Raw genomic sequence first — 22739 nt, forward strand, 5'->3', positions numbered from 1 at the left:
GACCATATGAGGAGGGGGTGACACAAGGATGCCTAACGCAGACTAACCTGCTGCACCGTCGCAATTGCACTCTGCTCATCATCAACGTCAATGGCATAAGCTTCGCTCTCAACTGGGAGAAGGAAATCGTCTATATCTTCGTCGTGCCCTGATCTGGCGTAGAAGAAGGCAAACTGCGCGCCAGAGTTCAGGTTTCTGACAGCTTCCATTTTGCTTCGGAGTCCAAGCGCCGCGCTCAACCCCCCTCTCGAAGAAGCAAAGTCGAATGCCACGTTCTCATTGCCTCTTACGCCGTAGTCAAAAGGTAGTTGAACGGTCTCGGAAGCTGCTCCAAATCGGCCAGGGAGCCTGAGGTGTTGTCGATAGTCGATGTTGGCTTGGTCGAAAATCGTCTCGATTCTCTGTTTCATCGATGGCTCGTCGTGTTCTGTTGTGCTTGTCGCGACTAGTTCGTTGAACAACTGAGCTGAGAACGACATTGCGCTCTCGATCTCAACGTATTCATGGCCGGCCAGCTCGACCCAAATGGAGGCAGGCTTGCGCTCTCGGTAGGAGAGCAGCGTAGCGAATCGCTCGGGATCGAGGTGGTCTTGAATGTATTCAATCCAAGGCGAGAATGCTTCTCGCGAGATACCGTACTTTCTCAGCTTCCTGCCATCAATGGAGTTACCATCGGCAGCTTTTCCGATGAAGTTGAAAGCGAAATCTCCGTCATTCTCAACGACCACTCCCACATTTCTGGGCTCTTGTCTCCGAGGATCGGGGACATACTTCACGAGAAAATACTTGGCTGCCATTCCGCACCTCCCGAGTGGCCGCATCGGATGAGATCATTCTTCAAAATGCCGAGAAGGTTATTATGCCTCCTCTCTAGTAAATCGTACACATGTTCTATGACATCAGGCTCCGCGATCTTCCGAAGTCGCGCCTCGGTGCAATAGGCGAAGGCGAGGTCCATGCCATTCTGCTTTAGGCATTCGGCTTCCTCCAGGATGAGTTTCGGATCTATCGTCAGGGCGCCTTCGTCGAGGTGTCGGTAAACCGGCGTTCTCGCCAGCCTCTCAGCGAGCTCTGCAGATGGGGGCCGCTGACCGAAAAAGGCCCCTTCGTGGTCGATTGCCCAGAAGCTACCCTTGTCTTCGGCTATCAGGTTCTCTTCGGTTCGGTCGTCGTTGTGAATCCAGGCGTCAAAGACCAGCAGCTTCGCGATAAGTTGCGGCTTGAATGCGCGTTGTCGTGAGACGCTAACGGGCGGTGCGTCCCTGGTTGATTTTCCAGCTAGCGCGGAAACCCAGGCGGTCGACGCGTCTGGTAACTTCGCAACTTCGCCAAGTGGCACCGGTAGGCCAAGTGCAAGTGCTAGGCGCTCGCCGAGGAACTCATACAGGAGCATATTAGGGTGGTCTGCTTCACTCAGCTTGATTAGTGCCCTTGCTTCTCCCCATCTCACCGGACGAGAGCCATACTGCGCCTCAACCTCATCGCGAAGAATCGACAACCCGGGCAGCAGTCCGTTAAGTGGCTTCTGGGCACCTGGCACAAGTGGGGAACTTTTGCTCACTCCCAGTCCTCCGGATCTTGCGATTCCTCCCCACGCTTCTCCGACTCTTCCTTCTGCTGCTTGCCCCGATTGGGTGCATCGTAGGCGGCAGTGTCTTCGCGCTCTGGCGGGGGAGTGAACAGTTCGTGCACGTTGTCGCCGGCGCCGTCGTTCACGGATTCGTGGTCGAGGTCTCCGCGGGCACGGCCTCCGAATGAGCCGAGCCCGTCGTCGTCGCTAATTGCCGACTTCCCGCCGGCCTGGTTCATGGGGGTGGCACTGTGTTCACTGCCATCACCTGCTCTCGTGTTCGCTTCCGCAAATTGGCGGATGATCTCGTTCACAGCGGCTCGCTGCGGACGTGTGAGCAAGTTCGCCGACTCGTCGGGCTCGAACTCCCCAAGATCGGAGGGGAGCCCGGCCAACCGTCGCACCTCATCGAGGGGCAGGCGGAGGACGAACGCCAACGCGGCGAGTGTTGCCGGGTCAGCGGTCGCGGGGTGCGAGCCGTTGGTGTACACGGTGGCCGAATAGTTCGACAACCGGTAGCCATTGGCTTGCGCTAGCTCGGACATTTTCCGGGTGGAAATCCCGAGCTTGCTCTTCGCGGCCGCTAGATGGTCGGATAGCTCGCTCACAACAATCACTTTCGTGCAGGTGGGTCTGTATATACAAACTTACCCTTGCCAGTGTTGGCACGGAACTACAACGCTGTAATTCGTTGAGCCTAAGCCGTATATGCGGACTTCGAAAATTCCTACTTGCCACCACCCGGAAAGCGCTATACGATAGATCTAGCAACCAAGGAGGTGAACATGAAGTACAAAGTGAACCGGCGAATCTTCAATCAGTACCTGGCTGAAGAGGTGAAGGTGCATGGATCCGAGCGCCGAGTGGCACTGCGCACCCGTCTGTCGCACACGCTCATCCAGTCCCTGCGCAAGGGGTTCGAGACCACAAAGGACGGCCGACGGATTCCCAAGACTCAAGTCAATCTGGCGACCGCCAGAAAGATTGAAGCTGCATGGGGAATCCCCAGGGAGGTCTGTTTTTTGCCCGAAGTGCTAGATGCAAGATCAAGCGACGCGGCATAGGAGCTGACATGAACCAGGACAAGAAGAAAGCCCCCAGCAGTGGAGTGCTGAGGGCCAAAGACACCAGGAAGGTGAACCAAATGTCTACAACCAAGGCTAACAGCCCAACCGGCGAAGACCTCCGCAACGAGGGGCAACACATCGTCGAGATCAACGACTCAGTAGAGGCGAACGCCGGTGCCGTCATTCGCGCCACGCTGGATCGCCTCATTAAGTCGGGTGAGCCGTTCTCGGCAGACGAGATCCGCGACGCACTCGAAGGTAACGACACTGTCGAACGGGCCATGTTCAAACGCCCGAACCTGCTGCCCGCGATCATCGGCGGCGCATCCCGTAAAGGACTGATCGAGCCCATCGGCATCGTGAAACCGACGCGTCCTTCCCGGCATGCCAACCGGAACCTCATTTGGCGGGCGACGAACCGGCAGGAGATGGCGGCATGACTATCAACCTGGTCGCCTTCGACTGCGGCGACGGAATCCCGCTCACAGGCAATGCCACCGTCAACTCGATCATTACCGCACACCTCGAAGCATGCGGCGACTGTGCGCGTCTAGACCGGGCCCTCGACCACCGAAACCAAGAGTATTCAGACTTCGCAGTCATGTCCGACGCCAGCGTCCGCGACCTCAACCGCCACCCCGACAGGGACTGGCCCCTCGAAATCAGTGGCGACGCAATCGCCCTCCACAAGGAGACGCACTCATGAACGCCCTGATCCTCGCGCTCGCCGCCACAGGCCTCGTCCTCACCGGACTCGGGGCACTCGCCCTCGCCGGGTGGGCCGACTACCGGCAGGCACGCGACCAGCACCGCAGCATCCAGAAAGGAAACGTCCATGGCCGCTCTCCTCACTGACAAAGAAGTCGCCGAACAGATCGGCTACAGCGTCTACCAACTCCAAGCAGACCGGGCCCTCGATCGCGGAGACGGCGGAGATCGAGTCCCCGCATGGATCGAAGTCGGCACGTCATGGAGACCTCGCGCCAGAGGCACACGTCAGTCCGCTGTCGACGCATGGCTCGACCGGCACGAAACGAAAGGAGCCGCGGCGTGATGCACTTCAACGCGAAGACCGCGACCGTCAACTGCATCAACGGTGAACTCCACGTCGAGTTCCTCACCGTCAAAGGCAAACAGGTCACCGGTGTCCTCGCCGACGGCGCCGGGGAACAGTTCCTCAACGACGTCGAGGACGCAGTGCTCGAACAGGGGCACGCCAAGAACAAGGGTGCTGCTGGTCCGTGGGATCGGGGGCGTGCCGCATGAGTCGCCTCCCCATCCACCGGAAGCGCCGCATCGCCTGGCTGTACACGCCGATCCTCGTGACCTCCATGGCCGCGTACTTTTACAGCTACACCCAAACCATCACCCTCAACGGCCTCGGCCTGCTCACCATGCTCACCGCATTCGCAGCCCTCGTCGCCATCACCCGAGAAGGAACAGAAAAGTGACCACGAAACCCGACTTCCGCGTACCCAACGCGAAACTCATCCTCCCCGCCGACGCATCACGGCAGGACTGGCTGAACACCCGTCGCAACTACCTCGGCGGATCCGATATGGCTGAAATCTCCGGCGCCTCGAACTTCACCACCCCGTTCCAGATCTGGCAGGACAAAACTAGCACCGAGGATCCCGTCGAAGAAGAGAAGGACATCTTCTGGTTCGGCCAAGAAGTTGAACCACTGCTGGCTGCCCGGTTCACTGCGGACACCGGCATCGCCACCCGCAACGTCGGCACCTACCAGTCCAAGGAACACCCGTGGGCCATGGCGAACCCCGACCGGCTCACCGCCGACGGGGGAGTCCTCGAAATCAAAACCACCGGCATCTACACGGACAAAGCCAAGGACTGGAAAGCCGGCGAAGTCCCCGACAACGCGTACGTGCAAACCCAGTACTACCTCGGCGTGACCGGACGCTCGCACGCATGGTTCATCGCCCTCGTCGACCGGACCCCGCACATCATCGGCCCCGTCGACCGTGACGAGAACCTGATCGCTGAACTCATGGCGACCGGTGCTGAGTTCTGGGCGTACGTGGAAACGAACACACCGCCCCCGGTCGACCTGACCACGGTCACCGCCGACGAGCTCAGCGTCCGGCACCCGCAGGTACTCGATCCGGAGTCGTGTGCGGAAGCCCCATTACCGGAGCTTGTCACCGATGACCTGAAGCGCCTCGCCGAGGTTAAGGACACCGAGAAGTCGATCAAGGACGAACGGACAGCGATCGAGACGCGACTCAAGGCTGTCATCGGGGATCACGAATACCTCACTGTCGACGGTCGCCCTGTGGCTCGCTGGCAGTCCGTCGCCGGGCGCCGGTCGTTCGACAAGACCGCGGTGCTGGAAAAGATCGCCGCCGAACGCGGACTGGAGCCGACGAAACAGAACCTCAAAACCATCGAGGACGAGTACACCAAGACCGGCGCGCCCTCCCGTCGCCTGTCCATCATCGAAGGAGCAGCAGCATGAGCAACGAAATACAGCACGGCGGGTCAACTCTCGCCGTCCACCAGGACCAGCAGTTCTGGACCGACCAGCAGATGGCCGCGCTACAACAGCTCGGAGTCGCCACGAACTCGCAGGGCGACCTGGCTGTGTTCTTCCACCAAGCGCAGAAATCTGGCCTCGACCCGTTCAAGCGCGAAATCTACATGATCACCCGCTCGGGTAAGCCGACCATCCAGACCGGCATCGACGGGTTCTACAAGATCGCCGACCGGGTGACCACGAAGACCGGGGGTACTTGGGGAATCTCCGAGACGTACTGGTGCGGCCAGGACGGACAGTGGGTCGACGTATGGCTCCAGCAGGGCGCCCCTGCCGCCGCGAAGGTCATCGTCGAGCGCAACGGCTCAAAGTTCACGACCGTCGCCCTCACGTCTGAGTACACGGCGACCGGGCCGATGTGGAAGAAGATGCCGGCCCGGATGATCGCGAAGTGCGCCGAGGCCCTGGCGATTCGCAAGGCCTTCCCGGAAGACCTCAGCGGACTGTACACGTCGGACGAAATGGCGCAGGCCGACAACCAGCAGGTCGTAAACCGTGCACCGCAACAGCGACCCCGCACGACTCAGCAGCGCCAGCAGATGCAGGCGAAGCCGGAACCCTCGGGGCGCGACTGGTACGCCGAAGCGGGGGAGTGCGAGACCGCGGATGCGCTCGCCGCCCTGTACAAGGAATGCGCCGCGTCGGGGGAACTGGATGACGACCTGAAGTCGTTCCTCATGACCACCGGCACCGCTCTCCGCCAGATGGAGCAGAACCAGCAAGACGAAGAAGTCGTCGACGGGGTCCTCGTTGATGAAAACGGAGAAATCAAGGGAGAGGCAGCCTGATGGCAGATGCACGAGTAACCATTGACGGCGGAATCGTCGCCGGCCCGAGGTTCAACACCACGAATAGCGGCAAGCACGTCGCGAACCTCACGATCCGCGCTGGCCGGTCCAAGAAGAACGACGACGGTTCGTATGAGCAGCTGTCATCCACGGCCTACGACGTGACGTTCTGGGGCGAACACGCTGACCTCGTGAGCGCCCTGACTCCCGAACGCGGTTCGCAGGTGACCGTGACCGGAACCATCACCGAGCTCGCGTCGTATGACGGGCAGAACGGGCAGTCGTTGTCCGCGAAGGTCAACGGTGACGGGATCCGCGTCTACCCGAAGCGACAGCAGCCCGGGGGCGGGAACTTCGGCGGCCAACAGCAGCAGTCCCAGCTGGGAGGCGGTTGGGGCAACCAGCAGCAGGCGCAACAATCACCAGCGTGGGGGAGTAACCCGGGAGCAGCCGATGCAGACCTTCCGCCATTCTGACGACTGGGAGGGAGCGGTCTGTGCCCAGTTGGGGGCGGAGGTGGCAGACGAATTGTTCTTCCCCTCCACCCCCGACCGGGCGGCCGCCGGCGTACGCCTCTGCTGGGACTGCCCACTCCGCGCAATCTGCGCCAGCAGGGCTCTCGAGGAGGAGCGCGGCAAACCCGCAACCGAACGGTTCGGGATCCGCGGCGGCCTCACCGCAGCACAGCGTGCCCAACTTGATCCCGGGAAGATCTGCCCCGACTGCGGCTCACCCGTCATCACGAAATCACCCCACTGCGACGACGACCGCGAAATCCACCGCCTCAAACACCGTCGCGAATACGAACGCGAACGACGAAAGGACGCGGCATGACCGACCAGATGGAACTACCGCAGGCAATGACGCGCCTCGTCGAAGTCGACCGTCCCCGCATCGGGTCATTCTGCAGCGGATACGGCGGACTGGACATGGCCGTCGAGGAGGTCACTGGTGGCAAGACCGTGTGGGTGTCCGACATTGATTCGGGCGCGTGCTCGATCCTCGAGCACCGGTTCCCGGACGCACCGAACCTCGGCGACATGACCGCCCTCGCTTGGAACGAAGTGCCGACCGTGGACGTGATCTGCGGCGGCACACCCTGCCAAGACCTCAGCGCCGCCGGCCGGAGAGCAGGAATGAAAGAAGGCACCCGCTCAAACCTGTGGGTCGCCATGAGAGAAGCAATCGCAACCATCAGACCACGCCTCGTCGTGTGGGAAAACGTCAGAGGAGCACTCAGTGCATCAGCAAGCAGCGCAAGCGACATGGAATCCGGAGAGGGATCTGTGGGAGACGGACAGCATGGACCTGTTCTCCGGGCTCTCGGACGTGTTCTCGGAGACTTGGCCTCGCTCGGGTATGACGCGGAGTGGACGACTGTTCCTGCGTCCGCAGTCGGAGCCCCACACCGGCGGGAACGAGTCTTCCTCATCGCCTGGCCGGGTGTTTGACACGCCAGACACGATGCCGGATGCACCCAACTCAGGGAGCAACCGAAAGTCGCAACCAGCCGGCTTGGGTAATCAAGTGAGAGCACTACTTCGGACACCCTGCGCGGCCGAGGCAGAGGGCGGGATGCTCCACCCGGATAAGGCGGAACGTCAGGGGCAGACTTTGCGCCTGTCCTCGCAGATCGTCCACATGGTCGCACCTGATCAGCTCAAGGACGAATTACTCCCAACGCCCTCCACGATTGACGGCAAACCGGTGGACGTGAAGAACCAGGTCGCTACTCGCAACTCGCCTGGGTTGCAGTGCATGCCTGCCCTGCTCGGGATGCCAGAAGAAGTGTGGCCGGAAACCGATATGACCGGGAACGCTGCTCGGCAAGTCGGAGAGGCAGAGCGCCGGCGGTCGCTGCTCCCCACGCCGAAGGCTGGTGATGCGGACTTCGGACTCCCTCGCACCTCGGGCAGACCGCCGGAGAAGTCAACGCACTTGGCGACTCGCCTGCACTACACCGATTTCGGACAGTACGCGCCAGCCATTAAGCGCTGGGAGTCCGTCACGGGACGTAAAGCACCCGCCCCGACCGAGCTCACCGACAAAGGCAAGCACCGCCTGTCTGCGGCGTTCGTGGAGTGGCTCATGGGCCTCGACGACGAGTGGGTCACGGATCCCGACCTCGGCCTGTCCCGTGTCTCCCAGCTCAGGGCGCTCGGCAATGGTGTCGTCCCGCAACAGGCCGTCTACGCAATCACATGGCTCCTCGAACGAGCCGATCTCAACCTCACAGAAAGGACAGCAGCATGACCACCACCTGCAAAGTTTGCCACCGCGAACGGCACATCAAGGCCGCAGGCATGTGCCGCACTTGCCGCGAGAAGCACCTAAACAAACGGATGCGAGCCGTCGGTGAGGCGAAAGCCCGCCTGATTGAGCTCATCGACCATTACGGCACTCTCGGCACCACGGCCAAGGCGATCGGACTGGCCCGCAACACTGTCGTGCGGATCCAGGGTGCAGAGCTCGACAGCCGCATCCAGCGTGCCGCGTACGCCGCGATCATGAAACACCGGATCGCTGACCCGAATGCGCCTGTGGCGAAGCGCCCCGACCCGATCACGTGGCCCGAGGTCGCCGAGTTTGCGAAGACGACGGAGGGGCTGGCGTTCATTGAACGATACAAGCGGCCCGCCGCCTACCGAACAAGGAAGGCCGCATGACGGAGCTGACCGTCGACGTGCACAAGAGCATGTGGGTCTCGGCGAACAGCCGGCTCCACTGGGCTGCCCTTGCGAAGCGGAAGAAGCACATCCGCCAGCTCGCCCACTACCTCACCAGGCAGCAACGCCTCACGGTCCCGACACCGTGCTTCATCGTCGCCACCATCGGCTACCTCACCACGGGCAGGGCGGACGTAGAGAACGCCTCAGTGGCGGTGAAAGCCGCAATCGATGGGTGCGTCTCAGGGGGAGCTCTCGAAGACGACAACAGCGAGCACGTCGTATCCGTCCAGTTTGAGCGAGGCCCCAAGAGCCCCGTCAAAGACCACTACCGCATCCACTTCAAGTTCGTCGACCAACGAGTCACATTCTGAAAGCGAGACCATCATGGCCATCACCATTTACGAAACCCCAGGCTGCTCCGGTTGCAGACTCACGAAAGCCATCCTCGACCGTGCAGGCATCACATACAGCACCGTCGACCTCAGCGAATCACTCGACGACTACCGAGCCGTCAAAGCCATGGGATACACGCAAGCCCCAGTCGTCTGCGTCACCTACCCCGACGGCCGCAACGACCACTGGAGCGGCCTTCGACCCGACCTCCTCGGCAAGTACATCACCTCAGAGAAAGCGCAGGCCGCAGCATGACGAACAGCATCGGGTACGCGAACCCCGCCGGAGCCAGCCTCAGCACCTACTCGCTCGAGAAACTCAACAACACCCCACACGAACGCCGACAAGCCACCGCAGTCGTCCAATCATGGCTGCCCGCCCATGAGGCGCGAGACGTCCTCGAAACCCTCGGACTGCTCCCACCACGACCAGGGAGGGAATGACAATGGCACGACGCGAAGGTCTGTTCGCACGCCTCTCGCTCGACTACGCCGACCACCCGAAGATCGCCGTCCTATCCGACGAAGCATTCCGCGCCCACGTCGAGATGATCCTGTACTCACGCAAGTACATGACCGACGGGCAAATTGCTAAGCAAATTGCTAAGCGATGGCCACAGCAAGCGCTTACCGAACTGCTAGCAAACGATTCCGAAGCTCCGTCGCTGCTCGAACTCGACTCCGGCGACTACCTGCTCCACGGATTCGCGGACATGCAGGAGACGAAACAAGAGATCGAAGCAAAACGCCAGGTCAGAGCCGAGGCGGGGCGAAAAGGTGGCAGAGCGAAAAAGCAAAATGCTAAGCCCATGCCAAGCAAAACGCCTAGCAAACAGTCAAGCAATTTGCTTAGCAAAAACGTAGCAGAGATAGAGACAGAGTCAGAGACAGAGGTAAGTAATAAACCCCCTGTAAGTCCCCCAGCAGGGGACACCCACAAACCCGCACCCGCCGGCCGCAAGACTCGGATCCCCGACGATTGGGCACCAAACGAATCGCACGAAGCGAAAGCAGCCGAACTCGGGATCGACCTCCATGCTGAGGCGGAGAACTTCCGAGACCACGCCATCGCCAACGGCAAAACGTTCGTCGACTGGTCACGCGGATTCCACACCTGGCTGAACAATGCCCTCAAGTTCGCACCACGCCCAGGCAGCCGACCACCCGAGCGGGGACCAGCCCGCAACCGAGCCGATGAACGCATGGACCAACACCGAGCCGTCATCGAAAACCTACGCCGCATCGAAGAACAGCAAGCCACCACCATCCAAGGAGAACTGCTATGAGACTCACCGAGACAGGTGCCCTCCTGGCGCTCATCAGCGCCTACGACAACCGCAACTTCAACGAAGAGACCACGGCCGCCTGGTACGACCTCCTGGGCCCGTACACGCTCGCCGAGGCCAAGCACGCGGTGAAGAAACACTACTCAGAGACGAGAGACTGGCTGATGCCCGCCGATGTACTGCGCATCATCAAAACCGAACGCCGGGCGCGTCTCGCGAAGGTCGAAACGATCGTCCCGTCCCGTGCGGACATGACCGACACCGCAGCTGAGCTCGCCACGACGAAAGCACTGTCCAAAGCGATCGCGTCGGGGGAACTCACACCCGAAGCGTACGAAGCCTACGTGCGCGGCAACACGCCCTGGTCGACGTACCGGCGGGGGATCCTCGCACTCAGGGGAGCGGCATGAACACCGTCGACGAAATCCTCGCCTCAGGCAGGTACACGGACAGGCGGGGCCGGGAGTGGCAACACGCATGGTTCGGGTGGTGGACACCTCGCGGCGGCGTCGAGCTGCCACCTGCCCAGATGCGCCTGTTGATCGAGCGCGATCAGCACAGGGCAACGTGTCCGGGGCTGTGGACGTGCACCGACCATCCCGTGCCCGCCGTAACGCTCAGCCGGACGTTCAGGCCTCGCGTGTACGTCGATGGTGAGCCCTATGCCTGGTTCTCCGAAGCCATAGACGCTGCTCGCGCATTGGCGGTGGGCGAATGATCCGCCTCATCGAGTACCTCATCACCCGCCGGCGACTCACCCAAGCACACCGAACCTCACCAACCATCAACCCCGAAACGGAACCTCACCAACCGCGTGTCAGGACTGGGAAAAGTCCCGTGGGTCGGGATGGAATCGAAACATGGGAGACAAAGTGACCACCTCAATGCCCGGCAACCCGTACGCCGAGCTCCACCAACATCAACCCGGAGCCACCGAGGGAGACGGCGAGTGGGCCATTGCGCAGGCCACCCTGGCCCTCGCTCATGAGCAGCGCACGTTGACGCTGGTGAACGTGGTGCGCATGTATGCCGACCTGGGCATGGGTGACCAGGCGGCCGGGGTCATCGACGCAATCAGCAACCGACTTGGAGGGTACGACCATGAGTGAGAAGTACACGCCCGACGAGGTCGAACTGGCCCACTGCTACGCCGGGGCCATGGAAGAACAGGCCGGCGAAAACTACGACGAAGCCAAAGCGGACGCAGAGCGTGGGATCGCGAAGATCAAAGCGGATGCGCTGAGGGAGGCGGCCAAGCAGTTTGGCCCAGGACAGATTACGGGCCTGTTCAGAAGCCCATACGACTACGCGAGCATCTGGCTCAAAGAGCGCGCCGACCGGATCGAGGAGGAAGCATGAGTGACACCGTGAAGTCGTGGATCGAGGAACGATGGGAGTTCGTGCAGGGTTCGAAGCTGCGCCGGTGGGGCGACAAAGACATCCGCCGACTCACTGATGCCATTGAGGCGGTGCTTGAGCTGCACAAGCCGTTCGAGTGGTCATTCGGGTTCGAGACGATCAGGTCGTGCCTGGCATGCGCGGAAATGGGTGCGGAGCAAGACTGTGCCAATTGGCTGTGTGCGACTGTTCAAGCAATCGAAGGAGCAATCAATGGTGAGCGAGGATGACCTGCCGTTCAGGTGCTCACGGTGCGGCGCATTCGTCGGACAAGAACGACTACATGACGCAGACGACTTCGGCCCAGCACCATGCAAACCATGCAAGCGAAAGGGGTATTGGCAATGACTGACCAGGACAACCTGAGAGACAGGATCGCGGCGGTCATGTACTGCCACATGCATCCGTTAGCTCGGATGGAAGACGCGCTGAGAATGGCCCGAGGCGAGGGCATGGACTCGAAACGCGGCCAGACGAACGTCGTGCAACGCCAGTACCTCCCGTGGGCCCAGGCAATCATCGACGAGTTCGGAATGACCGTGGATCGCGCCGTTGATACGGGCAATCGAAGCTACGACAAGCGAACGGGCATCATCACGAACGGATGGAAGTATCGCGTCGTCGGGAAGTGGGAGAAGCAATGACCACTCACACCAGCCGCCGGCGCAAGACTACAGAAGGCGAATACGATAAGCCGAAAGACCAACCACGAACATCGACGACAGAACAGGAACCGAGAACAATGCCTAAGTACACGCTACGCGACGAACCCCACGCCGCCCTCTCATCGCAAGAAGAAGGCAGCTGGCAAGGCATAATCAACCGCCCACTCAAACTGAGCGCGAGACGCGCAGTGTGGAAATGCGACCACCGCCACCGAGCGGAAGCCGAAGCCCTAATCTGCGCGCAGAGAGAGTGGGATTTCGGACGATGATTGACGACCGGAACGACCTTCTTCGCGGCAACCGCGCCTGACAGGCGCTGAAATGCATCCTGCACGACCTCTTTTATCTCGGGCCCACACCCACACATGGTAAAAAGCGGGGCAAGCGCTTCGCTGGCAGACGGGTGAAACGATGGAGTTACCGTTGCCAAGTTGGCCCCCGTGGCGGCCAAACTACTCCGACCGCTGAAATATACATCTGGGACAGCACCGAACGCTTCGGCGGGCAATAGGATCAGCAACATGATTGAAATTGACGTAACCGATCCTCAACTCAGTTGGGACGACTACACCGCCGACGAGCTTGTTCATGCTCAACTGATAACTCCCCGCGTAGACGGGGTCAACATCACATCAGCGGATATGGAGCTAAAGGCTCAAGCGGAGAGCGCACTGCGAGAATACCTGTCCGCAGAGGACGAAGATCGCCGAATCAGGGTCCTGTGGCATCGAGCAAAGGACACCCTCGACAACGCACGCGAAGCAATGACGTCAATGGACAGCATCCGCGCCAATATTAAGACAATGCAAGGCGCGAAACCGGTACCACTGAATTTGAAACCCAAGCTCAATGTGGACATGGACAAAGTGCTCAGGTCGATGACGAATCAGCTTTCGCACCAGCTACGGGTTAAGATCGCTCCTGACGGGACACTCACCTCGATCCCGATTGACTCGGAGGAGAAGGTTGCTCCCGAGCCGGAACTCTCCGACTCCGAGCAGGAACAACTTCGAGAAGTACAACAAATAGCCGATTCACCGTCAATGCTTGCCATAGTCAACTATTTGGAAGACATGTCGACGAGACTCGTCGAAGGTGAGAAGCAGGCCGAGCAACGTAGAAGAATCGATTCAAAGTTTCGTTGGGCATCAATCGGGATTGCCGCGCTATCCCTCATCATCGCAACACTCACAGCGGCAACCACGTTTTTTGGGCCCACTCCAACCGTTCAGTTCCCGGACAAGCCAGTGCCGGTCATCATCGAACGATCCACTAAATAGCTATGTCCTGGCGTGGAGTCTGCTTCTAGTCCTCAAACTGAGGCGCATTGTTGCTTGCAGTTTGGTAACGAAGCCTGTAGTAGTCAAAGGTTCAAGGAAACACCGGATACTCTTCAGGAATGAAGAAGATCTCCACCGCGATCGCTGTCGTCGCGGCACTCTCCCTCGCTGGTTGCGGCGGACCGGATGCGCAAACATCATCCGATCAGCAGTCACAGTCGAAACCAGCTCAAACGACTCAGGCAGCCGCCAATGACGATGGGTTCGGTGTCTACAGCGCCGAAACACCTGAAGGAACCGTCTACACGCTCGATCTAAGCAAGCCTTACTCCGACGAGCTCACGGACAAGACGGACAAGGCGACCTTTGAAGCACTCGAGATCCCCGAGGAAGAACAGGACGGATGGCAATGGTTCGAGCTATCCATCGACAACGCGAATGGCTCAGAGTCGAGCAGCTACAGCATGACGGATATCGCCCTGGTGACGGAAACAGAAGAACAGATGTACCTGACCACCGCGATCAGTGAAGTGTTCGGTGATGTGACCGGAGACTACGAAACCGAACTCGTCGAACAAGACCGGATCGACGAATCCGAAATCTACACGGATGTCTACAACGAATGGCTGGACACCGAGATGCCAGATGTGAAGCCCGGGGCGAAAGCCTCACAGCCAGCATGGCTTATGGGCACTCCCGAAGAAATCAAATCTGTGTGGTTCGGCGACATAGAAATGCAACTCAAGAAGTAAGACATCCACACGGGAGGCCCTTATCGAACAGATAGGGGCCTCTTCGCATCTCCGCGTGTCGTCCCTGGTAACTCTCCCGTACCCGGCGTTTAGCTTCGTGCATGATCGTCAGACACCTCAACGCAAGCGACCTCGGCAAGACCGTCACCCTGCCGACTCTCGCAGCCCTCGGCCGATGCCGTAGCGGCACACTCCACTCCATCACCCTCGAAACCGCCACCGACACCAGCACCCTCCGCATCGGCGACCACCTCCACTCGGTACCCAACAACGCGACCGTGTACGTCACCACCGAAGTCTCGGGGCTGTGACCATGGCCGTCGACAAGAGCAACTGGGATCCGAAGAAATGCCAGGCCGAGTCGAAGAAGCGACCTGGCGACCAGTGCCGCAACTACCCTGTACGTGGCCTCCGCGTGTGCCTGCGCCACGGTGGGGGATCGAAGAAGGCCAGGGCGGCCGCCGCCCGGAACCTCGAGCAGGAGAAGCTCACCCGCGTCGCCCGCCGCCTTGGTACACCCCACGAGAATCTTGACCCCGCACAGGCGCTCCTCGACCTCGTCGCATCCAAAGCCGGAGAAGTCGAATGGCTGCGGCACCAGGTGGAACTCCTCGAAACCGATGGCGACCTGTGGTGGGGTGAGACCAAGGTTGTCGGCAAGGACAACCCGGAGTTCGGGGAACAGTTCGAACGTACCGAGGAAGCCCGCCAGCACGTCGTATACACGCTCCTACACAAAGCGCAGGACCAGCTCGCCAAGTACGCCGCCGAAACACTCAAGGCCGGCGTCGACGAACGCCAAGTCAAACTGGCCGAGCAGACGGGCGCCCAGTTCGAAACCGTCCTCACCTCACTCCTCACCGCCATCAGTGCCACACCCGAACAAATGCAGACCGCGGCCACCGAGATCCCGCGGATCCTCCGCAACCTCGCAGGAGGCGGCAAATGACCATCCAACAAGTCATGGCGCAACGACAACGCCTCTTCCGTGCCGCAGGCCTCCTGGCACTCGAATACGAACGGCTCGGGCGCACACCGGACGGATGGAGTATCGCCCACCACCAAGAAGTCATCGCCAAAGAGGCGATCGAGCAGGCCGAGAACATGGCCGCAACCGGGGCAATGCTCTGGACCCACGCGGCCAGCATGATCGCCGAAAAACTCGAAGAGAACACCACCGGATTACAGAAAGTGCGCACACCATGAGCAAAGTCATCACACGCAGCCAGCTGATCAAGGCCATCGAAGTCCTCGGCTTCGAACCGAACACAATTCTCGAGCTCCACATCTTCCCGACCTACGCGACCGGCGAAGAGATCGTCACGAACCTCAAGGGCGACGACGTGAAGCTGGGTGGAGTGACGGTGGAATCCGGCAAGGTGCCGCGACGAACCTTCAACGTTCAAGTGGAGGACGACCGATGATCCTCCTCGCCTACATCGCAATCGGCCTCATCTGCGCCATCATTGCCGCCGCGCACATGAAGATCGAGACCGGCACCAAAGATGACGACCTCACCGACTACATGACCTACACCGCAGTCGGTCTCTTCACCGGCATCGGATGGCCCGTAGTCGTGCCCATCGGACTCATCGCTGTCGCGTGGGAACGAATCAGCGACCGCAGGGAAAGGAAAACCCGATGACCGAGAATCCATGGTTGCCGATCGACACCATGCCGCTATCCACAGTCGGCACCGAAGTGGATCTGAGGGACGAGAAGTGCCTGTACACCGGCATCCTCGTCACCGGCATCAACCTCGAACGCGTCGTCGTCAGGGACCGCGAAATCACCGGCAAAGAGCACTTCTACCCCGGCCCTGTCGACGACTTCACCATCACCCACACCACCGGAACCATCCGCGCCACGTTGAAAGCTGAATGGAGGCCACATGCCTGACAATCTTTGCACCCCGGGAATGTTCCAGCCGCCACGACCGGAGCTGGTCGTTCCCCCGTCAGGGCCGAGATATGAGTTCACCTGCATCGTGCGCAGGCGCGACACGTACAACAGAGAGTACGTGAGCAAAGTGCCAGCATCAGTGTTCGCCGAAACCATCGACGAGGCTACGGACAAGCTACGTGACGCATTCGGGGCGAAGTACGACGACTTCCGTAAGTTCTGGTCGCACAGTGTGCTCATCGAGTCCGTCAAGGAGGTCCGATGACTGACCCAACCCCAGCCGGACGCATCCGGGCGCTCTGCGACCGCATCAGCGACCTCATCGAAGCCAGCATCCCCACAGCCAGTGTGCAACGACTCAGCGACACAGGCGGAGGGAGCGACGGCAGATGGCGGGCACCACTCCACCACGACACCATCGACGCCCGCGACAACCTCAAACAAATCCTCACATCCTGGGCACTCCTCATCGTCGAAGAACGGGGAGTCGACTACGATAGCCGCGACGAAACCACCGCCATCGCCGCATGGACCTTCCAACAGGCCGACTGGCTCGCCCTGCACCCCGCCTACGACGACTTCATTCTCGAAGTCGAAGAAGCCATCGACGCGCTCGCCCGCATCGTCAACCGCGGAGTCAGCGCACGCCGCCCCGACCTCGCCAGAGCCGTCCACCCGGAGGACACCCTCAACCAAGACCTCACCGCCGAAGACTGCGCCACCGCGCTCACCCAACTCCACGATCACCCCATCACCGCGAAACAGATCCTCAAGCTCGTGGAAGTTGATCGACGGAAAGTCGCCGCTGGCACCCTCCATCAGCTGGCAGCACTCACACCCTCCGGCAAGGATGGGCGACGGCCACTGTTCCGTGTGCAAGAAGTTCTCACCAGGGCAAAGAAGTCGGGGTGTCGATCTGGACAAAAAGCAGGTTAGGGGATTAGCTATGCGGTAGATGGGTCGAAGTGTCTACGGGCACCGGTCCATCTTTCGCATTCCCGGGGTGTTTCGTCACTTTTCTACCCGCGGAATGCGTCCCCACGCCCCTCGTTGAAGACGCGCTGCTGCTGGCTCCGAGGGGCACTCAAACCAACGTGACCCGACACGAGCGAAAACGGGCCGAACCGGGAGGCCAGCCGGATCACCACAAGCAGCTCCGCACCGGGCATCGCTACCTACCGTGCCGGGCTACGAGTTCGCCGGCACTCGACTCAAAACCGGCATCAACTTCATGGAGGTGCGTCGTGTCCGTTGACTGGATGACGGCGCTCGCAGACAAACTCGAAGCACACAAGGTCGACAACGCACCCGTCTGGGACACACCCGGTGCCATGGCCCAACACCTCGACCACCGCACCAAACAAACCCCAGCACTCGAACTCATCGACCAAAAACTCGTCGAAGCGTTCAACACCCCAGACTCGCGGCTCATCATCTCCATGCCACCCCAGGAAGGCAAAAGCCAACGCGCATCACGCCGGTTCCCACTCTGGGCACTCACACAAAACCGTGACCTGCGCATCGCCATGGCCTCCTACGAAGCCCGAATCGCCGAACGCTGGGGTCGCACAGTCCGCGACGACATCCGCCAAAATCCCGACATCGGCCTCACCATCCGCGACGACGTGTCAGCACAACGCGAATGGCAGCTCGACGGCCACGACGGCGGCATGTTCTCCACCGGTGTCGGCGGCGCCATGACCGGCCGCCCAGTCGACCTCCTCCTCATCGACGACCCCATCAAAGGCCGCGAACAAGCCGACAGCCCCACCATCCGCGAAAAAACATGGGAATGGTGGACAGACGTCGCACTGTCCCGGCTCGCACCCGGCGCACCAGTCATCGTCATCCTCACCCGGTGGCACGCCGACGACCTCGCCGGCCGCCTCCTCGCAGAAGCCGACACCGACTGGGACTTCCTCAACATTCCCGCCCAAGCTGACCACCGTCCCGAACAGGGCGAGACCGACATTCTCGACCGCGAACCCGGCGAGTTCATGATCTCCGCCCGAGGACGCACCCTGGCCCAGTGGGAGTCCCGGAAGAAAGCATCCCGACCGAAGACGTGGGCCAGCCTCTACCAAGGCCAACCCAGCCCCGGTGAAGGTGGTGTGTTCCCACCCGAAGAGGACTGGGCACGCTACCAGCAACCCATGTGGGTGCAACGCCCCGACGGTTCACGCATCATCCCCGGTCTGGCCGAGAACGGGTACGAACTCATCCAGTCCTGGGACATGGCGTTCAAAGACACCAAGGAATCCGACTTCGTGGTCGGGCAAGTATGGCTGCGCGTGGGTATTAACGCGTACCTCCTCGACCAAGTCCGCGACCGACTGAACTTCAACGCCACCGTTGATGCAGTGAAAGCGATGACCGCGAAATGGCCGCAGGCCTCCGCGAAACTCATCGAAGACAAAGCGAACGGTTCCGCGGTGCTCGCACACCTGGCGAAGCAAGTCGCTGGCATGATCCCCATCGAACCCGAAGGCTCCAAACTAGCCCGGGCGAACGCGATCAGCCCGTTCGTGTTCGCCCGCAACGTGCACCTACCCGACGCGGCTCTACTGCCGAACGCGGGCGACCTGCTCGAGGAAACCAAGTCGTTCCCGAACAGTCCCCACGACGACACCGTGGACGCACTCTCACAGGCCGTGTCCTACCTACTCCTGCACGGCCTCATCGACCAGGCCGACCTTGTTGCCGAGGAATGGCAGGACGACCGCGAATGGTCCATCTCCCCGTACTGATTGGAAAGGAGGCCCGCATGGGCATGCTCGACTGGCTCGGCCTCCGAGAATCAGTAAGTGACACTCCAGAGTTCAAACGCATGCAGGCTGAACTCAACACGGCACAGTTCCGGCTCGAGGAAGCCGCCCACAGCATGGAAGCCCTGTATCGGGAAGACCGCGGTTGGGTGCAAATCGGGCAGAACTTCGAACAGGAAATGAGCTCCGAGGGCCGACGGCAAGCCGCACAGTTATGCCGAGCCATGGCAACCCTCAACCCTCTCGTGAAGCGTGGACTCTCCATCCGGGCAGGCTACGTGTGGGGGCAGGGAATCGGAATCCAAGCTCCTGACGGAAAAGAATCGGGCACACAGGACGTCAACGCTGTGGTGCAAGCTTTCCTCGACGATCAAGGGAACCGTAAAGCGTTCACAGGTGCGCAAGCGCACGAAGAGCTGGAGAAGCAGCTCGGCACTGACGGCAACGTGTACGCGGTCGTGTTCAGCAACCCGCAGACAGGGTTTTGTCGCATCCGCACCCTCGACCCCATCGAGGTCACGGACATCATCACCAACCCCGAAGACAAGTCCGAAGCCTGGTTCTACCGCCGCGACTATGTGGAAACCACGATCGGTGAACGCACCGCGAAAGTCACCACTCGTCAGAAGACCACCTGGTATCCGGCGCTCGGGCACAAACCGACCCGGAAGTTCCCCGTCATCGACGGCAACCCTGTCGACTGGTCTGCACCAGTCCTGCAGATCCGGGTCAACGCGGTGGGCAAGTTCGGTGTGGGTGACGCCTACGCTGCCCTGCCCTGGGCCCGAGCGTATCGGGAGTTCCTTGAGGACTGGGCGAAGCTCATGAAGGCTCTGTCGCGCATCGCCTGGAAGATGTCGGGCAAGAGGTCCGGCTCCCAGCAGGCACGAACTGCCCTCAACGGGTTGACCGAGGCCGGCGGTGTGGTCGGAATGGATGCAGGCACCCAGCTCGAAGCGGTCCCGAAGTCCGGCGCCACGATCGACGCTGAGTCTGGCCGGCCGCTGGCGACGATGATCGCCGCGGCCTTCGGATTGCCAGTCACGACACTTCTCGCGGATCCGGGCCAGACAGGTGCGCGAGCCGTCGCGGAAACCCTGGATCAGCCGACCCGTCTTGAAATGAACGGTCGTCGTGAAGTGTGGACGGAAGCGTACCGAGCGATTCTCGGCCACGTCATCGACCAGGCTGTCCTTGCACCACAGGGGCCACTCAAGGGCGGCACCCAGGTCGACCACTTCACTCAGCAGGAAGAAGTGATCCTGCAGGGCGAATCGGATCGCACTTTGACGATCACTTGGCCCGACATTGACGAAACTCCGGTCGACGTCATGGTGAAGGCCATTGTCGACGCGGACGCCACTCAGAAGCTTCCACCGTTGGAGACGATGCGTCTCCTGCTCCGTGCACTCGGAGTCAGGGATGTCGACGAAATCCTCGACCAGTTCACCGACGATGCCGGCAACTTCATCGACCCAAACATCAGCGCGGGGGATGCGGCCGTGGATGCCTACAACCGTGGCGAGGATCCCGCAGCAGTGCTCAACCAGTAGGAGGTGCCGGCGTGGCAATCACAGAGTTGACGTTACGTCGGGCCGCCGAACTCAGGGCCATGGTCGACGACTACGTGGACGCCTCCACCCGGGCACTCACTGCCCGCTGGGCGCAAGCCTGGCAGGAAGTCGCCCAGGAATGGCAGGACACGATCGCCGTCATCCTCGCAAGGAAAGCCGCAGGCGAATCGCTCACACCGGCTCAGATCACGAACCTGGCCCGCACCCAACGAGCGTTGGCGATGACCGCGGCGAAACTGCGTGAACTCGCCGCCGAACTCGGGCCACTACTCGAGGATTCGGTGCGCGAAGTCGTCGAACGGACAGCGGACCTCACCACCGGTGTTGCGGCGTCCCAAATGCCGCCCGTTGACTCCAAACTGCTCCCATCGTTTACGCGTGTCGACCAACCAGCTCTTGAGCAGATAATCGAACGGTCCCTCGGTCAGATCCACGCCTCATCCCTGCTGCTGTCGGATGAAGCTGTCGACGCGATGAAGAGTGCGCTCATCCGTGCAGTCCCGAGTGGCTGGCACCCGGACAGGGCAGCACGGGAGATGCTCAAACGAACACGCTCCGGTTTCAACGGGGGACTCACACGAGCTCTCCGCATCGCCCGCACTGAACAGCTGGATGCGCACAGGGCCGCGAACCGAGCACAGAACATCGCCAACCCGGCCGTCACCGCGGTCGTGTGGCATGCAGAACTCTCATTCCGCACCTGCCCGTCGTGCATTGCGAAGCACGGCACCGAGTACCCGCCCGACACCGAAGGGCCGTTCGATCACCAGAACGGCCGGTGCACGTTCATCCCCAAAACAAAGTCCTGGCGCGACCTCGGATTCGACATCGACGAACCACCCGACATCACCCCCTCAGCCTCGGACTGGATCGACCAGAACCCTCACGACGCTGTTGCCGCCCTCGGTCCCGACCGATACCGGATGCTCCAAGACGGGCAAATCAGCCTGGCCGACATGGCCCGCCGCGTCGACAACCCCGACTGGCGGACCTCGTATCAGGCAACCCCACTCGCAGACCTCCGCAGGAAGGCGAACCAATGACCCAGATCAAGGAATCCGGCACCCTCACCAAAGAAGGCGGCCGCTGGCTCATCCAAGCCATTTCACCCGGCAAGGGTAGCTCCGGTTCTTACCCACAAGAAGTGCTCGAAGCAGCCGCGAAGGATCGAGTCTTCCCTGCCGGGACCATGATGATGGTCGACCACGCCACCGAATCACAGGACTGGGAACGTCCCGAAGGATCCATCAAGGATCTTGCCGGCGTCCTCACCGAAGACGCCCGCTGGGACGACAAGCACGGTGCCCTCGTCGCTGAGGCGAAGATCTTCGAGCATTGGCGGCCCATTCTCGAATCCATGCGCGAGGAAATCGGCATCAGCATTCGCGCCTCCGGTGAAGTCGAAGAAGCTGACGGTGGCCGCGTCGTGAAGCGCCTCGTCGAAGGCCGCTCAATCGACTTCGTGACCCGTGCGGGCCGAGGTGGTCGTGTTCTCGAAGTCCTCGAATCCGAACGCCCGTCCACGCTCGACGAAATCGCGGAGATCTTTCGCCCAAACACACCTGCCTCGGCCCCGGCTGAGGAGGATCACATCCATTCCGAAACGAAGGAGGCAGCCGCAATGGCTGACGAAATCACGGATACCAGCCGGGTCGACGAAGCCGACTCGCAGAAGCCCACTCCACCCAACAGTGGCGGTGGCAACGGCGGCGGCAGTGAACTCGAACGACTCCGCAAGGAGAACGCCGAACTCAAGGCCGAAATCGCCCGACTCAAGGCCGCCAAGGCGAAGGAAGCCCGCCGAACTGAAGTCGCGAACGTCGTCGAGGAAGCATTCGACGGAGTCGACCCCGGCATGGTCAAAGACCTGCTCATCGACCGGCTCGCCGAATCCGACGCCACCGGGGACGACCTGATCAAGGAGGCCCGGACGTTCGCCGAGGACTACAAAACCAAGACAGCCGGTACCGGTCAGGTTCGTGGTCTGGGAGAGTCCCGACCCATCACCACCGACACCACTGCCACCGAAGCTGAGCTGCCGTCGTACGACGAACTCACAGCCCTGAAGGGAGCCTGA

The 22739-nt window shown here is 61.1% G+C and carries 41 protein-coding genes; 38 read left to right on the top strand and 3 right to left on the bottom strand.

What is annotated here, in order from left to right; genetic code table 11:
* Positions 1-32: 32 nt before the first annotated feature.
* From HIM68_RS07120 to HIM68_RS07130, 3 genes are read right to left on the bottom strand one after another with little or no spacing between them, the layout of a single operon-like run.
* Positions 33-797, bottom strand: coding sequence for a hypothetical protein (locus HIM68_RS07120; RefSeq protein ID WP_172170946.1), 765 nt, complete (start codon positions 795-797; stop codon positions 33-35).
* Positions 773-1561, bottom strand: coding sequence for a HipA family kinase (locus HIM68_RS07125; RefSeq protein ID WP_172170948.1), 789 nt, complete (start codon positions 1559-1561; stop codon positions 773-775). Before HIM68_RS07125 ends, HIM68_RS07120 begins: the two co-directional genes overlap by 25 nt.
* Entirely contained in the window at positions 1558-2115 is a 558-nt protein-coding gene (locus HIM68_RS07130; protein WP_172170950.1) for a hypothetical protein, read from the bottom strand. Before HIM68_RS07130 ends, HIM68_RS07125 begins: the two co-directional genes overlap by 4 nt.
* 240 nt (positions 2116-2355) lie before the next feature.
* Between HIM68_RS07130 and HIM68_RS07135 the strand changes: the two genes are divergently transcribed.
* From HIM68_RS07135 to HIM68_RS07320, 38 genes are all read left to right on the top strand, one after another.
* The gene (locus HIM68_RS07135) at positions 2356-2634 is read left to right on the top strand and encodes a hypothetical protein (protein ID WP_172170952.1); all 279 of its coding nucleotides are present in this window, start codon (positions 2356-2358) and stop codon (positions 2632-2634) included.
* Positions 2635-2642: 8 nt separating this feature from the next.
* Positions 2643-3077, top strand: a complete 435-nt coding sequence (locus HIM68_RS07140; protein ID WP_172170954.1) for a hypothetical protein — start codon at positions 2643-2645, stop codon at positions 3075-3077.
* Positions 3074-3343 carry a hypothetical protein gene (locus HIM68_RS07145; RefSeq protein WP_172170956.1) on the top strand — a complete coding sequence of 90 codons (270 nt, stop codon included), beginning with the start codon at positions 3074-3076 and terminating at the stop codon, positions 3341-3343. Before HIM68_RS07140 ends, HIM68_RS07145 begins: the two co-directional genes overlap by 4 nt.
* On the top strand, positions 3340-3492 hold the full coding sequence (locus HIM68_RS07150) for a hypothetical protein (RefSeq protein ID WP_172170958.1): 153 nt from the start codon (positions 3340-3342) through the stop codon (positions 3490-3492). Before HIM68_RS07145 ends, HIM68_RS07150 begins: the two co-directional genes overlap by 4 nt.
* Positions 3473-3691 (top strand): hypothetical protein, encoded by a 219-nt coding sequence (locus HIM68_RS07155; protein ID WP_172170960.1) that lies wholly within the window; start codon positions 3473-3475, stop codon positions 3689-3691. Before HIM68_RS07150 ends, HIM68_RS07155 begins: the two co-directional genes overlap by 20 nt.
* The gene (locus HIM68_RS07160; protein WP_172170962.1) at positions 3688-3903 is read left to right on the top strand and encodes a hypothetical protein; all 216 of its coding nucleotides are present in this window, start codon (positions 3688-3690) and stop codon (positions 3901-3903) included. The genes HIM68_RS07155 and HIM68_RS07160 overlap by 4 nt, the downstream gene beginning before the upstream one ends.
* Positions 3900-4088: a hypothetical protein gene (locus tag HIM68_RS07165; RefSeq protein WP_172170964.1), complete on the top strand. Its 189-nt coding sequence runs from the start codon at positions 3900-3902 to the stop codon at positions 4086-4088. The genes HIM68_RS07160 and HIM68_RS07165 overlap by 4 nt, the downstream gene beginning before the upstream one ends.
* Positions 4085-5113 (top strand): lambda-exonuclease family protein, encoded by a 1029-nt coding sequence (locus tag HIM68_RS07170; RefSeq protein ID WP_172170966.1) that lies wholly within the window; start codon positions 4085-4087, stop codon positions 5111-5113. Before HIM68_RS07165 ends, HIM68_RS07170 begins: the two co-directional genes overlap by 4 nt.
* Positions 5110-5979, top strand: coding sequence for a RecT family recombinase (locus tag HIM68_RS07175; protein WP_172170968.1), 870 nt, complete (start codon positions 5110-5112; stop codon positions 5977-5979). Before HIM68_RS07170 ends, HIM68_RS07175 begins: the two co-directional genes overlap by 4 nt.
* Entirely contained in the window at positions 5979-6455 is a 477-nt protein-coding gene (locus HIM68_RS07180) for a single-stranded DNA-binding protein (protein ID WP_172170970.1), read from the top strand. Before HIM68_RS07175 ends, HIM68_RS07180 begins: the two co-directional genes overlap by 1 nt.
* Positions 6433-6813, top strand: a complete 381-nt coding sequence (locus HIM68_RS07185; protein ID WP_253903796.1) for a WhiB family transcriptional regulator — start codon at positions 6433-6435, stop codon at positions 6811-6813. The genes HIM68_RS07180 and HIM68_RS07185 overlap by 23 nt, the downstream gene beginning before the upstream one ends.
* Positions 6810-7430 carry a DNA cytosine methyltransferase gene (locus HIM68_RS07190; RefSeq protein ID WP_216656972.1) on the top strand — a complete coding sequence of 207 codons (621 nt, stop codon included), beginning with the start codon at positions 6810-6812 and terminating at the stop codon, positions 7428-7430. The genes HIM68_RS07185 and HIM68_RS07190 overlap by 4 nt, the downstream gene beginning before the upstream one ends.
* A 487-nt stretch (positions 7431-7917) precedes the next feature.
* Positions 7918-8232 carry a hypothetical protein gene (locus tag HIM68_RS07195; protein WP_172170974.1) on the top strand — a complete coding sequence of 105 codons (315 nt, stop codon included), beginning with the start codon at positions 7918-7920 and terminating at the stop codon, positions 8230-8232.
* Positions 8229-8645 carry a hypothetical protein gene (locus HIM68_RS07200; protein ID WP_172170976.1) on the top strand — a complete coding sequence of 139 codons (417 nt, stop codon included), beginning with the start codon at positions 8229-8231 and terminating at the stop codon, positions 8643-8645. The genes HIM68_RS07195 and HIM68_RS07200 overlap by 4 nt, the downstream gene beginning before the upstream one ends.
* Positions 8642-9019 (top strand): hypothetical protein, encoded by a 378-nt coding sequence (locus HIM68_RS07205; protein WP_172170978.1) that lies wholly within the window; start codon positions 8642-8644, stop codon positions 9017-9019. The genes HIM68_RS07200 and HIM68_RS07205 overlap by 4 nt, the downstream gene beginning before the upstream one ends.
* A 13-nt stretch (positions 9020-9032) precedes the next feature.
* Positions 9033-9296: a glutaredoxin domain-containing protein gene (locus HIM68_RS07210; RefSeq protein ID WP_172170980.1), complete on the top strand. Its 264-nt coding sequence runs from the start codon at positions 9033-9035 to the stop codon at positions 9294-9296.
* Positions 9293-9484 (top strand): hypothetical protein, encoded by a 192-nt coding sequence (locus HIM68_RS07215; RefSeq protein WP_172170982.1) that lies wholly within the window; start codon positions 9293-9295, stop codon positions 9482-9484. Before HIM68_RS07210 ends, HIM68_RS07215 begins: the two co-directional genes overlap by 4 nt.
* 2 nt (positions 9485-9486) lie before the next feature.
* Positions 9487-10326, top strand: a complete 840-nt coding sequence (locus HIM68_RS07220) for a hypothetical protein (protein ID WP_172170984.1) — start codon at positions 9487-9489, stop codon at positions 10324-10326.
* A complete protein-coding gene (locus HIM68_RS07225) occupies positions 10323-10736 on the top strand; it encodes a hypothetical protein (protein ID WP_172170986.1) in 414 nt (137 codons plus the stop codon). Before HIM68_RS07220 ends, HIM68_RS07225 begins: the two co-directional genes overlap by 4 nt.
* The gene (locus HIM68_RS07230; RefSeq protein ID WP_172170988.1) at positions 10733-11044 is read left to right on the top strand and encodes a hypothetical protein; all 312 of its coding nucleotides are present in this window, start codon (positions 10733-10735) and stop codon (positions 11042-11044) included. Before HIM68_RS07225 ends, HIM68_RS07230 begins: the two co-directional genes overlap by 4 nt.
* Before the next feature lie 142 nt (positions 11045-11186).
* Entirely contained in the window at positions 11187-11435 is a 249-nt protein-coding gene (locus HIM68_RS07235; protein ID WP_172170990.1) for a hypothetical protein, read from the top strand.
* Positions 11428-11685, top strand: coding sequence for a hypothetical protein (locus HIM68_RS07240; RefSeq protein ID WP_172170993.1), 258 nt, complete (start codon positions 11428-11430; stop codon positions 11683-11685). Before HIM68_RS07235 ends, HIM68_RS07240 begins: the two co-directional genes overlap by 8 nt.
* Positions 11682-11954: a hypothetical protein gene (locus HIM68_RS07245; protein WP_172170995.1), complete on the top strand. Its 273-nt coding sequence runs from the start codon at positions 11682-11684 to the stop codon at positions 11952-11954. The genes HIM68_RS07240 and HIM68_RS07245 overlap by 4 nt, the downstream gene beginning before the upstream one ends.
* Positions 11955-12068: 114 nt before the next feature.
* Positions 12069-12368, top strand: a complete 300-nt coding sequence (locus HIM68_RS07250; protein WP_172170997.1) for a hypothetical protein — start codon at positions 12069-12071, stop codon at positions 12366-12368.
* Between the two features lie 542 nt (positions 12369-12910).
* Positions 12911-13669 carry a hypothetical protein gene (locus HIM68_RS07255; RefSeq protein ID WP_172170999.1) on the top strand — a complete coding sequence of 253 codons (759 nt, stop codon included), beginning with the start codon at positions 12911-12913 and terminating at the stop codon, positions 13667-13669.
* A 119-nt stretch (positions 13670-13788) separates the two neighbouring features.
* The gene (locus HIM68_RS07260; protein ID WP_172171001.1) at positions 13789-14421 is read left to right on the top strand and encodes a hypothetical protein; all 633 of its coding nucleotides are present in this window, start codon (positions 13789-13791) and stop codon (positions 14419-14421) included.
* A gap of 101 nt (positions 14422-14522) precedes the next feature.
* Complete coding sequence (locus tag HIM68_RS07265) at positions 14523-14732, top strand: hypothetical protein (RefSeq protein ID WP_172171003.1); 210 nt, start codon at positions 14523-14525, stop codon at positions 14730-14732.
* A complete protein-coding gene (locus HIM68_RS07270) occupies positions 14729-15370 on the top strand; it encodes a hypothetical protein (RefSeq protein ID WP_172171005.1) in 642 nt (213 codons plus the stop codon). The genes HIM68_RS07265 and HIM68_RS07270 overlap by 4 nt, the downstream gene beginning before the upstream one ends.
* Positions 15367-15627 (top strand): hypothetical protein, encoded by a 261-nt coding sequence (locus HIM68_RS07275; RefSeq protein ID WP_172171007.1) that lies wholly within the window; start codon positions 15367-15369, stop codon positions 15625-15627. The genes HIM68_RS07270 and HIM68_RS07275 overlap by 4 nt, the downstream gene beginning before the upstream one ends.
* Positions 15624-15845 carry a hypothetical protein gene (locus HIM68_RS07280; protein WP_172171009.1) on the top strand — a complete coding sequence of 74 codons (222 nt, stop codon included), beginning with the start codon at positions 15624-15626 and terminating at the stop codon, positions 15843-15845. Before HIM68_RS07275 ends, HIM68_RS07280 begins: the two co-directional genes overlap by 4 nt.
* The gene (locus HIM68_RS07285) at positions 15842-16066 is read left to right on the top strand and encodes a hypothetical protein (RefSeq protein ID WP_172171011.1); all 225 of its coding nucleotides are present in this window, start codon (positions 15842-15844) and stop codon (positions 16064-16066) included. The genes HIM68_RS07280 and HIM68_RS07285 overlap by 4 nt, the downstream gene beginning before the upstream one ends.
* Positions 16063-16320, top strand: coding sequence for a hypothetical protein (locus HIM68_RS07290; protein ID WP_172171013.1), 258 nt, complete (start codon positions 16063-16065; stop codon positions 16318-16320). Before HIM68_RS07285 ends, HIM68_RS07290 begins: the two co-directional genes overlap by 4 nt.
* A 121-nt stretch (positions 16321-16441) precedes the next feature.
* Positions 16442-16588, top strand: a complete 147-nt coding sequence (locus HIM68_RS07295) for a hypothetical protein (RefSeq protein ID WP_172171015.1) — start codon at positions 16442-16444, stop codon at positions 16586-16588.
* Positions 16585-17259, top strand: a complete 675-nt coding sequence (locus HIM68_RS07300; protein ID WP_172171017.1) for a hypothetical protein — start codon at positions 16585-16587, stop codon at positions 17257-17259. Before HIM68_RS07295 ends, HIM68_RS07300 begins: the two co-directional genes overlap by 4 nt.
* A 308-nt stretch (positions 17260-17567) precedes the next feature.
* Positions 17568-19070, top strand: a complete 1503-nt coding sequence (gene terL / locus HIM68_RS07305) for a phage terminase large subunit (protein WP_367647462.1) — start codon at positions 17568-17570, stop codon at positions 19068-19070.
* Between the two features lie 17 nt (positions 19071-19087).
* Positions 19088-20641 carry a hypothetical protein gene (locus HIM68_RS07310; RefSeq protein ID WP_172171019.1) on the top strand — a complete coding sequence of 518 codons (1554 nt, stop codon included), beginning with the start codon at positions 19088-19090 and terminating at the stop codon, positions 20639-20641.
* Positions 20642-20652: 11 nt separating this feature from the next.
* On the top strand, positions 20653-21705 hold the full coding sequence (locus HIM68_RS19320; protein ID WP_172171021.1) for a phage minor head protein: 1053 nt from the start codon (positions 20653-20655) through the stop codon (positions 21703-21705).
* Positions 21702-22739 carry a hypothetical protein gene (locus tag HIM68_RS07320; RefSeq protein WP_172171023.1) on the top strand — a complete coding sequence of 346 codons (1038 nt, stop codon included), beginning with the start codon at positions 21702-21704 and terminating at the stop codon, positions 22737-22739. Before HIM68_RS19320 ends, HIM68_RS07320 begins: the two co-directional genes overlap by 4 nt.

Origin of the sequence: Brevibacterium sp. CT2-23B (assembly GCF_013168765.1) — a bacterium.
GTDB classification, from domain to species: Bacteria; Actinomycetota; Actinomycetes; order Actinomycetales; family Brevibacteriaceae; genus Brevibacterium; species Brevibacterium sediminis.